At 40.8% G+C, this 15008-nt stretch carries 13 protein-coding genes; 6 read left to right on the plus strand and 7 right to left on the minus strand.

Features of this window, described 5'->3' with window-relative positions; translation table 11 throughout:
• Positions 1 to 46: 46 nt before the first annotated feature.
• Positions 47 to 1642, minus strand: a complete 1596-nt coding sequence (locus tag B7E05_RS10355) for an amidohydrolase (protein ID WP_080874125.1) — start codon at positions 1640 to 1642, stop codon at positions 47 to 49.
• A 363-nt stretch (positions 1643 to 2005) separates the two neighbouring features.
• On the opposite strand from B7E05_RS10355, the gene B7E05_RS10360 reads away from it, so the two are divergent.
• From B7E05_RS10360 to B7E05_RS10370, 3 genes are all read left to right on the plus strand, one after another.
• Entirely contained in the window at positions 2006 to 2908 is a 903-nt protein-coding gene (locus B7E05_RS10360; RefSeq protein WP_080874126.1) for a hydroxymethylglutaryl-CoA lyase, read from the plus strand.
• Between the two features lie 170 nt (positions 2909 to 3078).
• On the plus strand, positions 3079 to 3648 hold the full coding sequence (locus B7E05_RS10365) for a helix-turn-helix domain-containing protein (protein WP_080874127.1): 570 nt from the start codon (positions 3079 to 3081) through the stop codon (positions 3646 to 3648).
• Positions 3649 to 3759: 111 nt separating this feature from the next.
• Positions 3760 to 4173 (plus strand): HIT family protein, encoded by a 414-nt coding sequence (locus tag B7E05_RS10370; protein ID WP_080874128.1) that lies wholly within the window; start codon positions 3760 to 3762, stop codon positions 4171 to 4173.
• 184 nt (positions 4174 to 4357) lie between these two features.
• Here B7E05_RS10370 and B7E05_RS10375 read toward each other — a convergent pair whose 3' ends face one another.
• The 6 genes from B7E05_RS10375 to B7E05_RS10400 form a co-directional block, all read right to left on the minus strand.
• Positions 4358 to 4669: a hypothetical protein gene (locus B7E05_RS10375; RefSeq protein ID WP_245833062.1), complete on the minus strand. Its 312-nt coding sequence runs from the start codon at positions 4667 to 4669 to the stop codon at positions 4358 to 4360.
• Between the two features lie 41 nt (positions 4670 to 4710).
• The gene (locus tag B7E05_RS10380) at positions 4711 to 6255 is read right to left on the minus strand and encodes a flotillin lipid rafts scaffold protein FloT (protein ID WP_080874130.1); all 1545 of its coding nucleotides are present in this window, start codon (positions 6253 to 6255) and stop codon (positions 4711 to 4713) included.
• Between the two features lie 144 nt (positions 6256 to 6399).
• The gene (locus B7E05_RS10385) at positions 6400 to 6927 is read right to left on the minus strand and encodes an NfeD family membrane protein (RefSeq protein ID WP_080874131.1); all 528 of its coding nucleotides are present in this window, start codon (positions 6925 to 6927) and stop codon (positions 6400 to 6402) included.
• Between the two features lie 231 nt (positions 6928 to 7158).
• The gene (locus B7E05_RS10390; protein ID WP_080873175.1) at positions 7159 to 8520 is read right to left on the minus strand and encodes a transposase; all 1362 of its coding nucleotides are present in this window, start codon (positions 8518 to 8520) and stop codon (positions 7159 to 7161) included.
• A gap of 127 nt (positions 8521 to 8647) precedes the next feature.
• Positions 8648 to 8827 (minus strand): aspartyl-phosphate phosphatase Spo0E family protein, encoded by a 180-nt coding sequence (locus B7E05_RS10395; protein ID WP_080874132.1) that lies wholly within the window; start codon positions 8825 to 8827, stop codon positions 8648 to 8650.
• Positions 8828 to 8993: 166 nt separating this feature from the next.
• Positions 8994 to 10355 carry a sigma-54 interaction domain-containing protein gene (locus B7E05_RS10400; RefSeq protein ID WP_080874133.1) on the minus strand — a complete coding sequence of 454 codons (1362 nt, stop codon included), beginning with the start codon at positions 10353 to 10355 and terminating at the stop codon, positions 8994 to 8996.
• A 240-nt stretch (positions 10356 to 10595) separates the two neighbouring features.
• Here B7E05_RS10400 and pruA point away from each other — a divergent pair, with 240 nt between their 5' ends.
• From pruA to putP, 3 genes are all read left to right on the plus strand, one after another.
• Positions 10596 to 12143: an L-glutamate gamma-semialdehyde dehydrogenase gene (gene pruA, locus B7E05_RS10405; RefSeq protein WP_080874134.1), complete on the plus strand. Its 1548-nt coding sequence runs from the start codon at positions 10596 to 10598 to the stop codon at positions 12141 to 12143.
• A gap of 105 nt (positions 12144 to 12248) precedes the next feature.
• Complete coding sequence (locus B7E05_RS10410; protein WP_080874135.1) at positions 12249 to 13250, plus strand: proline dehydrogenase family protein; 1002 nt, start codon at positions 12249 to 12251, stop codon at positions 13248 to 13250.
• Between the two features lie 203 nt (positions 13251 to 13453).
• Positions 13454 to 14932, plus strand: coding sequence for a sodium/proline symporter PutP (putP, locus tag B7E05_RS10415; RefSeq protein WP_080874136.1), 1479 nt, complete (start codon positions 13454 to 13456; stop codon positions 14930 to 14932).
• The last annotated feature ends 76 nt before the right edge of the window (positions 14933 to 15008 follow it).

The raw sequence follows: 15008 nt of genomic DNA on the forward strand, positions 1-15008 counted from the left end.
CTCACCAGTTAGAATTTCCTGCATAAACCGGCTATCCAAGAAACATCTACTCTTTTCGATACACCACTTCTCCATTAATAATTGTCATGTCAACGCTGGTATCCAGCAATTCATCCGCATTCTCCATCTGAAATGGATCAGCAGAGTAAACGGTCATATCTGCAAGTTTTCCTCGTGAAATCGTTCCTTTTACCTTTTCTTCATTCGTTGTATAAGCAGCATATTTGGTAAATAGATAAAAGGCTTCCTGCATGCTTAATTTTTGTTCCGGATACCAGCCGTTATGCGATTCTCCCGGAGCTTTTCGTGTAACGGCAGCATGAATGCCGAGCAACGGATTTAACGGCTCTACAGGCGCATCTGAACCGCCGCCGCAGATAACGCCGGCATCAAGCATGGTTTTCCAGGCATAAGCATCAGACATGCGTGCTCTCCCGAGGCGGTCGGTTACCCAAGGGTAATCGCTGGCAAGGAAGCGGGGCTGGATATCAACGATACGGCCAGGGTCAGCAAGGCGCTTGACCAGGCCTTGATTGATAACCTGTGCATGAATCAAGCGGTCTCTATAAGCTGCTTGTGGAAATTGATCCAGAATATCAAGAACATTTTCCAACGCCTGGTCGCCAATCGTATGGATAGCAACCGGCATTGCCAGTTCGCGGGCGCGTTTGACAATCGCATACAGCGTATCCTGCGTGAGTAATGCTTCTCCATATTGTCCCGGCCGGTCAGCGTATGCTTCTTTTAACAAAGCGGTTCTTCTGCCGAATGCACCGTCAGCAAATATTTTCACTGCTCCAATTTGCAGGGTGTTGTTGCCATAGCCGGCATACATTCCTTCCGCGTGCAAGTCTTCTAAAAATGGGTAATCAATCAATAGGTTGGTGCGCAATCCCATTCCTTCCTGATTCAATAATTCCTGATAGAGCTGATAGGTTTGCTGCAGTCCGCCCAGGTATGCCGGGTCATTGGAATGTACGCTTGTTAAACCGTATCCGATAGCGGAGGACATCGTTTGACGAAGCGCATTTTTCCAAGTCTGATAAGATTTCTCAGGAATTTGCGCTTTAAATAATGCAGATGCGGATTCCAAGACAAGACCGGTCGGATTGCCGTTTGCATCTGTTACAATATCACCGCCATCCGGCAGAGGTATCGTGCTGGAATAATGAATTTCTGCGAGTGCTTTGGAATTAACCACGGCAGCATGCTCGCATATTCTGGTAATAAAAAGCGGATGGTGCGGGGCGACTGCATCCAGCTCCTCTTTTGTCGGGAGTCCGCCATCTGTAAACAGATTTTCGTCCCATCCGGCTCCTAACAGCCAGGCGTCTTTTTCAAGTGTTTCGCCATGCTTTTTGATAAGATGTAAAAAATCTGCTTTTTTGGTTACGCCGGTGACATCTAAATCAATAAATTTCGTTGCCTGTAAGGAAAGATGGAGGTGTGTATCCGTTAAGCCTGGAGTCGCTGCTTTGCCGCCAAGGTCAATGACGTTATCGCTTTTCGCACGCCAAAATGCAAGCATCTGGCTGGTCGAACCCATATCGATAAAACGTCCGTCTTTAACTGCAACGGCCTCGACAATTGGCTGAGAAGCTTGAAATGTATGTATCACACCATTCGTATAAATAGTTATCATGGTAAGTCTCCTTATCTGCATGTTCATATATATGTAAAAGTAAAATGTTTGTACAAAATAGCTGGCAGTCCGTCAAACGGCTTTCTAATCAAGAGGACTATCTTTCTATCTTATCAAAATTATTTCTATCTTTACAGCAGACAGATTGACTTTTTCAGAAATTTTGTTATATACTTGGTTCAACAAAGTTGAATAAAAGGAAACTGAAGTGAATGGAAAAAGGAAAGCGGGTAAGAGCAGGTTTGGATTCATTATTTGCTTCAATATGTGATAGTTGAACTTTTCGATTTGATAGGAAACGAACGTTTAACGTTTATTTTCATAATTTGAAATGAAAACGCATTCAAATAAGGAGGGATATGCATGGGTGGATTGCCAAGTCATGTTTATTTGAAGGAAGTTGGACCAAGAGACGGATTGCAGAATGAATCGCAATGGATTTCTACCGATGACAAGGTTGCGTGGATTAATATGCTTTCTGAAACAGGTGTCCGGGAGATTGAATATTCTTCTTTTGTTCATCCGAAAATGATTCCCGCATTAAAGGATGCAAGGGAGGTAGGCAGACGGATCCGCCGTAAAAAAGGAGTCACATACTCTGCCTTGGTTCCGAATATGAAAGGGCTGGAGCATGCTTTGGAAGCAGGTATTGATGGTGCTTCTGTCTTTATGTCGGCCAGTGAAACGCATAATCTTAAAAATATAAATAAAAGCATTGATGAAACATACCCGGTATTGTCGGAGGTCATTCAAGAAGCCAAACATGCCGGGAAAGAGGTAACAGGTTATGTTTCAACGGTATTTGATTGTCCTTATGAAGGAAGGATTGCGGTGGAGGACGTGCTGCGTGTATGTGATCAGTTAATTGCAAGCGGGGTGGATTCCCTTTCCCTTGGAGATACCATCGGGACAGCGGTACCGACACAAGTGGAGGCATTACTGGAAGGGCTCACTCCTTATTTTCCAAAGGATAAATTGATTTTGCATTTTCATGATACCAGAGGGATGGCGATAGCAAATATCATGACGGCGCTTCACATGGGAATTACCCGTTTTGACAGTACAGTCGGCGGTTTGGGCGGCTGTCCATATGCACCGGGAGCAGCAGGAAATGTGGCGACAAATGATGTGCTATATTTATTAAATGGTTTGGGAATTGAAACAGGAATCAGTGAAAAAGGTATTCAAGAAGCAAGTATCTATATTCAAAATAAACTCGGTACAACATTGCCCAGCCGATCTGTAGCTTATTTAAAAAATGCTTGAAATAGCAGAAATCGCTAGAAAAGTCTTGTCACACAAACGGAAGACAAGGCTTTTTAGCATGGAGCGGGTGAGCAACGTTTTTGAAAAGGTAGATTGACTGCATTGGTTCAACTGGATTATGATAAAATATATTAACATTCTATTGAAATGAACCTTTGGCAGAGGAAGGAATGAGCGGCATCGAATTACATAAAATTGGCGAAAAAATTAAATATGCCAGACGAAGAGAAAATAAAACGCAGCAGGAAATTGCAGACGCTTCCAACATTTCCAAGAGTCTCCTTTCCAAAATAGAAAATGGACAAACAGCTTCCGCAATAGCTACCTTATCCCGGATTTGTGATGCATTGCATATACAGTTGTCATGGGTATTGGATGATAAAGAAGAGCAGGATATTGTCATTCAGAAGCAAAGCAATCGTCCGCAAAAAGTAGGCGATGAAAGCATGGGCTACTCCTACGAGGTATTGGCGAACCGCTCTAAATACAGCGGGATTGAACCGACGATTGTGCATGTTACCCCTAAATCGCTGAATCTGCGTGATGAAAGAACGTATACACATACACAAGATGAATTTATTTACGTTCTGGAAGGGGAGATTGAGTTATTATATGATGGGAAGAAGCAGCTGCTTCAAACAGGGGACAGTGCCTATTTCGCAGGCTCTAAGGAGCATTTATTTCTTCCGGTGAATGATCAGGAAGCAAAAGTGCTGACCTGTTTTATTGATCGGGTTTAAGCAAGGAGCGTTAATTTAGCCAGGTAAGCAAAATGATATACAGCCGTTTCATGAGTTGAATCACTTTTTTAAATGAAGTATAGATATATATAGCTACTGGGGAGGTTAATAATGCATCCATCTGAATGTCCGTTTTGCTATCCGTATCTAGTGGAAAATCAGCAGATTATTTTAGAAAATGAAAAAGCAATATGTTTACAATTAGAGGAAGCACAGCATTCAGGAAATGTACTTGAAGGCGCAGGGGTGATTGTAACCAAAGCACATCGCGTTTCCCCATTTGATTTAACAAATGAAGAATGGTTGGCAATAAAAGATCTTTTGCAGAAGGTGAAATATTTGATTGATGAAAAGCATGAACCTTCTGGATATAATATTGGCTGGAACAGCGGAGAAATTGCAGGACAGCATATTATGCATGCGCACATGCATGTATTGCCCCGTTATTCGGACGAAAAGATGAGAGGGAAGGGGATAAGGTACATATTTAAGCATCCTTCAAATACCCGGCCAGGAAATGTATAAAATGAATATAACGCTGCTTCTTTTTTTAAACAAGGATCAGAACCCACCAGCTGTATGGCGCTTAAGATGATTAACTACACAAAAAAGATTTTCTCTCCAATCAGAGAAAATCTTTTTTGTTGTTGATAATAAAAACACACTATTTTATGATGCAGTGCTAATACATTTTACAAAAAGGAATGTATTATGGAGCGAAATCCATTTGACCAGTAACCAATAAGAAAATCACGATAAGCCAGAATATAAATAAAGACGCGGAAAGGACTAGAGATATAATTGGGATAACCTTTTTCTCTGTCTTCTTGAAGATACCGATAATAGATAAAACGATACCTACAAATGTCAGGAAAAAGGTGATATAATCTCCCGCCAAATAGCCAATATTAGCAATTCTGGTTGGTGTTACGAAAACAATAAAAAAGCAGACAATGCCTATGATAAGAGAAATATAACTAAGAAGACCATGTTTTTTCAACTTATCAGGTTCGTTTTTCAAATAAACACCTCTTTTTTCACTCATCCTGCATTTCTATTATATCAGCTATCCGTATTTTCCTGCTTTGCTTTCGCTGCAGCGGTTTCTGAAACTGCTGGTGATACAGGTTCTTGATTATCTTCCCGGTTCATTTTCCCTTTTGATGCACCAGCGAGTAATTGCTGGATATCAATTCCGGAAGTTTCTTTTAAGTTCTCCTGTAATGTACTGATTAAATTGGTCGCATAGCCGGAGACTTTATTTGCTCCGCCATTCGAATCGTTGCTTCCTGTATCGACAACCGTAATCTTATCAATATTGGAGAGCGGGCTTGCCACTTCTTTCGCGTAATCCGGAAGCATTTTGATAACCATATCAAGAATCGCTGCTTCACCGTACTGTTCAAAGGCCTGTGCGACTTTTTCTTTCGCTTCTGCTTCTGCGAGACCTTTCAAGCGGATAACCTCTGCTTCAGATTCCCCTTGTGCCCGTTCTGCATCTGCTTTAGCCAGACCGTCCACACGAACTTTTTCAGCTTCTGCCTTGGCAGCTGTTTCGATACGATATTGGTTCGCATCTGCTGTATTCATTTCTCTCGTTTTCTCAGCAACGGCAGATTGTTCCACAGCATATCTGTCTGCATCGGCTTTTTTCTTCACTTCTGAATCATATTGTCTTTCCCGACGCAGAATTTCTTTTTCTTCCAGTTCGATTTGTTTCTGACGTTCGATAATTTGAATTTGCATTTCCTGCTCGGTTACTTCCTGTTTAGAGCGGGCTGTTTCAAAATCATAAGCCTGGTCCGCGCGTGCTTTTGCCGTATCTTGTTCACGGCGGTAATCGGAAGTTTTTAATTGATTGTCTTTTTCGGACTCGGCAATTTCTGTTGCCCGTTCTAACTCGGCACGTTTTGCATCTTTGGCCGCTTCCGCGCGTTTAATTCTTGTTTCTTTTTCCGCTTCTGCGGTAGCGATATCTGCATCGCGTTTCACTTGAGCAATACGTGGTCTTCCGAGTGATTCTAAGTATCCATTGGAATCTCTGACATCTTTAATGGTAAAAGATACGATAACTAATCCCATTTTAGCCAAGTCGTTTGAAGCCACTCGCTGCACTTCTTGAGAAAACTTGTCACGGTTTTTATAGATTTCTTCCACCGTCATGGAACCAAGGATAGAACGTAAATGACCTTCTAACACTTCTTTTGCTTCCATTTCCCGGTCGTTTTTGGATTTTCCAAGGAATTGTTCTGCTGCTGTAGCAATTTCACCGATAGATCCACCTATTTTTATAATTGCTGTACCATCTGCTAAAACAGGAACACCTTGTTCTGTGTAAACCTCCGGGGTAGTTACCTCCAACTTGCTGGATAATAGGCTGAGTGGCTCTCCTTGTTGAAAAACGGGAACGACAAACGCTCCGCCGCCACGGATAATTTTAATTTTATTCCCGGCTTCATCAACATGGACGTTTTTTCCACCCAAATAACTTCCTGTAACAATAAGCGCTTCATCCGGTCCTGCTGTGCGATACTTCGTCACGAATAAACCGACTAATGCCAACAGAAGCGCGGCTGCTACAATAATAACAATCCAAATTTCTGACATAATTTTCCTCCTAGCTTATTAATTTTTCAGGCTGTTACTATCTGCAGGCCAGATGATAACAACCTGAATACATCCACTTGCAATCTCTCTATTTGAATAAGAGGAAAGAAGTTTCATATATATGAAAAGCCAATCTATGATTAGCTAATCCAACGATTCATAAGGACTGACATAGAAAACCCCATCTTGAATGTCGATAATTAATACGCGCTCATTCTGGGAGATTGCTTCATTATCGAAGCCGACAGCCGGTTTTGAAATCACGCCGCTTTTCCATTGCACCATCACTTCTCCATAGCCATCTACAGGAATAGAAACAATCGCCGTTCCTACACTGCCGATTAAAGCCTCTTCTGTATATCCCAGAGATTCTTCAGCGGACCGGATTGGTACGAGAATAAATATATGCAGAAGAGTAACAAAAATAATACTTAAAATAGAAGAAATGATGAGAATGGCCAGACTGGACCAGTTCATAAACCATTCGAGAATATATCCCATGGCAGATAAAAAAATGAAAAACGAAAGAATAAGTACTGGATGCAGGAAAGGAATGGATTCAAAAATACCATCCAATAAATCTCCAAACAGCAGCACAACAACGGTTAAAATTGCTGCTATAATCAGTATCCATAAATATAAATCCTGGATAGCATAACCAAATAACGTCAATATGTACCCTCCTTTGCGTTTTTTCTATACTACTATGTACGTTGTATCTTTTGATTTGGTTTCACTTTTTAATGAATACTTAACTAATATAATAAACAAAAGGCCCTTTTATGAAAAGAGCCTTTTGTTTTTTGTTTTCTTTTTTATGTTAATTGAATGAATTTCATAATTGCTCTTTTTAAAAATACAAAGACGAACCGAATTTTCGAAAGTGTATTTTTAAAAACAAAATTATGCAGTTTGTTGTTGTTGAATAAGCTCAGCTTGGATGCGATCCGCAGCTAATTTGGAAGCATTATAAATCAAAGCGACCATATCAAAATGGACTTTCGCACGCTTTCCAGTACGATAACGAACATTGTTTAGCTGATAGAACTCTTTCAGATAAGCATTGACACGTTCTACTGCTGTCCGTTGTTTAAAAATCTTTTTCCAAGCTCTTGATCCGCGTGCAGGCGCAGTATAACGTCTTAAATCCGTAGTTATCTTGACTTTATACACTTTTTGACAGATACCTTCGTTCGCAAGTGGGCAGTCGCTGCATTCCTTTGGTCTGGTATATTTCAATGTTTCGTATTTTGGATCAAAGCTATCATATTTATAGGAATGTTCTCGAAAACAGGTTGGGGCAAAATTCTTATCAAACCCAATCATTTCGCCTTCATTGCGCTTATTATAGGCAATGACAGACTGTTGTCCCATGCGATGAATCTGTTCATAAATCGGCTCGAAATCGTAACCAGCATCTAGCGTATTATAATGAACAGTGGTAAGAGGAAGGCGCTGGTCCGTTCCCTTTAATAAGGCGATAGCGGCTTTTCCATCATTTAAGCTGCCAGATGAAAACAAGGATTGTAGAATATACTGGCTTGATGTACCAACTGCGAGATGTCCTTTGTAGCCAAACCAGTATTCATTTTTACCGTCTGCATTCTTTTTCACACCCCATTTGGGGGCTAGTGGTACTTCTGCACGCAAGATGTCTAACGGAACGTCTAACTGTGCTTCGATTTTCTTTTCATACAATGGCAGGTTTGCTTCCTTTTCTGCTTGTTCTTGAAGGTACTGTTCGCGTTCTTCTTTGGATTTACGCCCACGCTTTTTGGGCGCAGCTTCCGGTTTTTCTTCTTTTTGAACGGGTGCCTTATCTCGTGCTTCAAAATGGGTGGCATCAATGGCAATGACTTCATCGGCAATAAACCCTTCTGTGACAGCTGCCAGCGTTACGCTTTCGAAGGATTTTTCTAAAATATCTGATTCACTCAGTTTCGTTACGAGACGAGAATACGCAGCTTCTGATGGAATAGCGTCGGAAACCAGAAATCCGCAGTTCATTTTAAAGATAAAGTCATCATTGAGACGCTTGATTAAGTCTTTGATCGTTGGGATGCGTTCGATGTAGCGAATAAAAAAGGAAATAATCATCCCTGCATAATTTAGCTCAACAGGCGCTCCCAGCCGGGATTTCTTATTAATCGCATGATAAATAAGATCCAGATCAATCGCTGAAATAATCGCTTCATATTTTTGGGTAGGTTCCATGTCATATAATTCTTGGATGCCAAATAGGCTCGGTTGTCGTATAATGGTCATAAGAAGTACTCCTCCAGTCTTTTTATGGTTTTCTTGTCAACTACCATTATACAAGATTTGGGGAGGTACTTCTTTTTTCATGTCCTGAACTCATTGGGGCACAAGGGATAAGAATTATGAAATTCATTCAATTATCTAAAAGAACGAGCTGATTCATCAGCTGATCCAGTTCTTGGCTGCAGTTTACAGTTTCCTTGGCTCCTAAACCATTTTTTTGTGCTTGTTGTAACATTTCACTTCGCTTTTGAACAATAGACAGTACAATGGTTTCCCTGTTGTACGTATCAGGTTTTCTTTCATACTTCATGACATTTACGATGCACCTTTCTTAGTAATATTTGGCTGTGATTATTCATACAATAAAATCGGTTTATTAAAGTACCAAAAGAATTATCGCAAAAGGTGAAAAAAAATGAAATACATTCGACAAAACTAGAAAGAAAGTTACATTTTTCGACAACGATATTTTCCATTTAGGTATCAAGATTATATTTCTTTATTTTTTGATATAGTGTCACACGTGATATTCCAAGTTGTTTTGCTGCTTTTGATTTATTGCCGTGGCACCTTTCCAGTGCTTGTTCGATAGATATTTGTTCGATATTTTCTTTTTCCAGCGGCAGGGTTTCTGTTTGGGAGAAAACAGGATTGGAAAAGGAAGCAGGGAGAAAACTCCATACATCCTGTTTTGTTAACGTGGTGCCTTCATGTAAAATAATGATTCTCTCCATCAGGTTTCTGATTTCTCGGATGTTGCCCGGCCAGTGATATGCTCGTAATACATCCATTGTTTCTGCAGGAATCTTGGGGACAGAAGTCTGGTATTTCACAGCAAATTGCTTTAAAAACGTTTGGGCAAGTATATCGATATCTTTTTTTCGATCGCGCAAAGGCGGCATGGTTAATTGGATGACATTTAACCGGTAAAATAAATCTGATCGAAATTGATTCTCTTGCATTAATTTTTCTAAATCCTGATTAGTTGCAGCGATAAATCGGACATCAATTTGTTTTCCACCGGAGTCGCCAATACGATAGATGCGATTTTCCTGCAGGACACGCAACAGCTTGACTTGCATATCTAATGGAAGTTCACCGACTTCATCCAAAAACACCGTCCCGCCATCGGCCATTTCAATTTTTCCTGCTTTTCCGCCTTTTTCAGCACCTGTAAAGGACCCGCTCTCATATCCAAATAATTCGCTTTCAAACAATGCTTGCGGAATCGCGCCGCAATTGACGGGGGTAAAAGGGGCGTTTTTTCTATTACTGGCATCATGAATGGCACGAGCGCATACCTCTTTACCTGTACCACTTTCTCCAAGGATTAATGTGGTTGCATCTGTCGCAGCTGTTTTACTAGCCAACCGAATCATTTGATGAAGCGCTCGGCTATCTCCTTTTAATTTAGTGAAAGGAGAGTCGGATGAAGCAGGAGTCATTTTTTGTTTGAGTTCCTGCAGCTCTTGTGAAGTACTTTCCAGATTGTCATTTAGTTTAACAATGTGTGTAATATCACGTTCGATGGAAAGAACACCAACTAATTGATTTTCCTGATTGAAGACAGGAGAAGAATTGACAACCACATGCTTGTCTTTTCTTGGTCGGTGGTAGGCGTTTTTGACAGGTTTCATCGTGTTCAGTACTTTCATTACCATCAAATCATCATGTGAAAAAAAGGTAGTAATAGGCTGGTTAATAATTTGATCTCTGGCAATTTGATAGATTTGTTCGGCAGCGTTATTCCAATAGATTACTTTTTGATCCTTGTCAACAATGGTTATGGCGTCATCTTCTGATTGCAGTAATTCTTCAAAGAAATAGATTTCATTCATACGCTCACCTCAAAGTGTAAAGTAAATTGTAAACCCACTATACAGTATCTGTAAGTATTCTTTACACTATTGTAAATGGAATACGTAAATAAAAGCAACTGAAATTTTAAAAAACTGAAATCGCTTCCATTAGTAGTGAGCTTTGAGTGTGTTTTTTGATCTGCTGTTTTTAATTGGCATATTTTTTGCATGTAGTTTGATAAGGAACAGCATTAAATTATATATTAGGAGGTATTTTACATGGTATTACCATTTCAACATGAACCGTTTACAGACTTTAAGAAAGAAGAAAATAAGAAAGAGCTTGAGGCAGCTTTGCATTCTGTCCGTGCAGAATTAGGCAAAGATTATCCGCTTGTGATCAATGGAGAAAACATATATACAGAAGATAAATTGGTTGCGATTAATTCCGCTAAAAAGGAAGAAGTTGTCGGGAACGTATCCAAAGCAACAACGGAGCATGTAGAACAGGCTTTTGAGGCAGCAGTCGATGCTTTTGAAACATGGAGGAAAGTACCGGCAGTAGATCGCGCACATGTTTTATTCCGCGCTGCAGCCATCGTCCGGCGCCGGAAACATGAATTTTCTGCATGGTTGATTCAAGATGCCGGGAAACCGTGGAATCAGGCAGATGGAGATATTGCAGAAGGTATTGACTTTTTGGAATACTATGGCCGGCAGATGCTGGAGCTTGCTGAAGGAAAACATGTAGAAGATCGTTTTACAGAGAGTAATACCTATTTTTATAAAGCGATGGGACCAGGAGTGGTTATTCCGCCATGGAACTTTGCGTTTGCGATTGTGTGCGGGACAGTTGCAGCTCCAATTGTTGCTGGTAATCCTGTCTTATTAAAGCCTTCAGAAAACACACCGGTGATAGCTTATAAATTGGTAGAAGCATTCGAAGAGGCTGGGCTTCCAAAAGGTGTTTTAAATTTTGTGCCGGGGGATCCGAAAGAAATTGGAGATTATCTGGTTGACCATAAGGATACGCATTTTATTAACTTTACCGGATCAAGAGCAACGGGTGTCCGTATTTTCGAACGTGCAGCAAAAATCCAGGAAGGGCAGCAGCATCTGAAGCGTGTGATTGCTGAAATGGGTGGAAAGGATACGATTATTGTGGATGAAACAGCGGATTTAGATTTAGCTGCTGAATCCATTGTCCATTCGGCATTTGGTTTCTCCGGCCAAAAATGCTCTGCATGCTCCAGGGCTATTGTTCATGAGGATGTATACGACGAAGTCATTGAGAAATCCATCGACATTGCGAAAACATTAACAGTCGGCAATCCATCAGAAGAGAATGTGTATATGGCTTCTGTGATTAATCAGGCGCAATTTGATAAAATAAAAAACTATATTGAAATCGGAAAAGATGAGGGAGAGCTGGCTTTTGGAGGAGAAACCGATGATTCAAAAGGGTACTATGTCTATCCGACTATTTTCAAAGATCTTGATCCGAAAGCACGTCTGATGCAGGAAGAAATTTTTGGACCTGTTGTTGCCTTTGCAAAAGCAAAAGATTTTGATGAATTATTAGAGATTGCAAATAACACAGAATATGGTCTGACCGGCGCCGTCATTTCTACTAACCGTGCTCATTTAGAGCGCGCCCGGGAAGATTTTCATGTCGGCAACCTGTACTTTAACCGTGGCTGTACAGCAGCGATTGTCGGTTACCAGCCGTTCGGCGGCTTTAAAATGTCCGGCACTGATTCCAAAGCAGGGGGACCGGATTACCTGCAGCACTTTTTAGAGGCTAAAAATGTAACAGAACAGTTTTAATGACTGCAGGCTTCCTGTGAACAGAAATCTATTTTTCTGTTCACGGGAAGGTTTGATATATTCGCGAATGAAAGCGTTTTTTTGGCGGAAAAGGGGGAATAAATGATGACGAGTTTAACGAGAAATTTCTTTATCGGATTATCCAATAATGCTATTTTAAATAAAAGTGCAAAAAAATTTGGCGCCCGTTTTGGAGCAGACCGCTTCGTAGCTGGTACTGATTTTGATGCGATTATTCCTGTTGTGAGGGAGTTGAATCAAAAACAGATATCTTGTACAATGGACCATCTCGGCGAGTTTGTTATGGATAGAGCAGAAGCCACGTATGCGAAAGAAAAAATCATGCGTATGCTGGACCAAATCCATGAGGAAAAATTAGATTGCCATATTTCGATTAAGCTGACACAATTGGGGTTAGACATTGAGGAATCCTTCTGCATTGAAAATGTAGAACAGATTGTAGAAGTGGCTAATAGGTATGGCATTTTTGTGAACATTGATATGGAAAAGTATATCCATTATGATAAAACGTTGGCTATTTTGAAACAGCTTTGCAAAAAATATTCCAATGTTGGGACGGTTATACAGACATACTTATATGATGTCGAGAGAGATTTAGATGGGTTAGAAGATGTACGGCTGCGGATTGTAAAAGGAGCTTACAAAGAGGACCAGACGGTGGCATATGCTTCTAAGAAAGATATTGATGATAATTTCTTATGGATAGCTAAAAAACGATTGCTTAAGAATACGTTTACTTCAATTGCAACACATGATCACCATATTATTGAAACACTCAAGAAATTTGTGGATGACCACCATATTTCAAAAGATACATTTGAATTTCAAATGCTCTATGGTTTTCGGGTCGATATGCAGCATCAACTAATCAAAGAAGGTTACCGCTTCTGTACGTATATTCCATTTGGGGAAGATTGGTTCGGTTATTTTATGCGTCGCTTGGCAGAGAGGCCGCAGAACGTCAATCTTCTTGTAAAAGATGTTTTTTATACAGAAGATAATAAGATGAAGAAACAACCGCTAATCGCCGGGGCCGCAGCATTAACTTTACTCGTGTGTCTGGGAAAACGGAAAAAGAAAGCGTAGAAACATAAAAAAAGGTTTTTGGGTAGATAACATCATAGGTTGTGGCGAATGCAGTCTTTTTTCAACTTTCAACATACAAATAAAACTTCATTCCGTTGGGCGTTTTACGGACGGTTCACCGAGGTAAATGGGTCGATCCATCAAAGTGCAAAAAGCCAAGTTTCTTTAGAATACATTTTTACATGGACAGAGGAGAGGGAAGGATGTCAGAGACAACGTATCAAATTATTGCGATTATTTTATATTTTTTAGCAATGATCGCAATTGGAATTTATTCTTATCGTAAAACATCCAATTTAGATGATTATATGCTGGGCGGGAGAAGTTTAGGTCCAGTTACATCCGCATTGAGTGCAGGTGCGTCAGATATGTCCCAGTGGCTGCTGATGGGGCTTCCCGGCGCTATTTATGTATCCGGTCTTGCTGAAGGCTGGATGGCAATTGGTTTGGCGACAGGCGCCTGGCTGAACTGGCTGATTGTTGCTCCGCGGCTCCGGACGTATACGGAGGTTTCGAATAATTCGATTACGATTCCCAGTTATTTAGATAACCGCTTTAAAAATAACACCAAAGTTTTGCGTATCGTATCCGGCATTGTTATTTTAATTTATTTTACTTTTTATGTTTCTTCCGGAATGGTAGCAGGCGGTGTCTTTTTCCAGAGTGCATTTGGAGTGGATTATCATACTGGTTTGCTTACGGTAGCAGCGGTAACGATTGTATATACCTTTGTAGGCGGTTTTTTAGCTGTTAGTTTTACAGATGTGGTGCAAGGAACCATGATGTTTTTAGCACTTATTTTAGTACCGGCGCTGGCCATTATTTCATTAGGCGGTTTTGGCGATACGATAACCATTGTTCAGGATACGAATCCGGATATTTTAAGCTTTTTTGCCGCAGCTTCAGCCACCGGGATTATCTCCTCTTTAGCCTGGGGATTGGGCTATTTTGGACAGCCGCATATTATCGTTCGTTTTATGGCTCTGAAATCGGCGAAGGAAGCATCCACTGCACGTCGTGTCGGTATCGGCTGGATGGTTATCGCACTAATTGGTGCAGCTGCCACAGCGATTTCCGGATTTGCCTTCTTCCAGACAAATCCGGAGTTGACACTTTCTGATCCGGAAGCAATATTCATTGTTTTAGGGCAATACTTATTTCATCCGTTTATAGCCGGATTATTATTAGCTGCCGTGCTTGCTGCGATTATGAGTACAGTATCTTCGCAGCTTTTAGTCACTTCTTCCGCACTGGTGGAAGATATTTTCAAAGCGATACTTAACACAGATGCGAAAGACAAAACCTACGTGAATTTAGGGAGAATCGCTGTTTTGATTGTTTCCCTGATTGCCTTGGTTTTCGCCTGGCAGCAAAATGATACGATTCTGGGACTTGTATCTTTCGCGTGGGCAGGTTTTGGCGCAGCATTCGGTCCGGTTGTGCTGCTGTCTCTGTTCTGGAGAAAAACAACAGGAATCGGTGCGCTGTGGGGAATGATCGTTGGTGCGGTTGTTGTTTTCGCATGGGGCTATTCTCCACTGGCCGATTATCTGTATGAAATTGTTCCGGGCTTTGTACTAAACATGCTTGCCATCATTCTGATCAGTCTGAAAACGTATAAACCAAACAAAGACATTGAAGCAGAGTTCGATGAAACAGTGAGACGGTTGAAAGAGCAGTAATAAGAATGAAAAACAGGGTCGGGGGAAACTCCGGCTCTTTTTTATGAAGATAAGAAGGTTTTGCCAGATATAGTAA

Source organism: Oceanobacillus timonensis (assembly GCF_900166635.1).
Classification (GTDB): Bacteria; Bacillota; Bacilli; order Bacillales; family Amphibacillaceae; genus Oceanobacillus; species Oceanobacillus timonensis.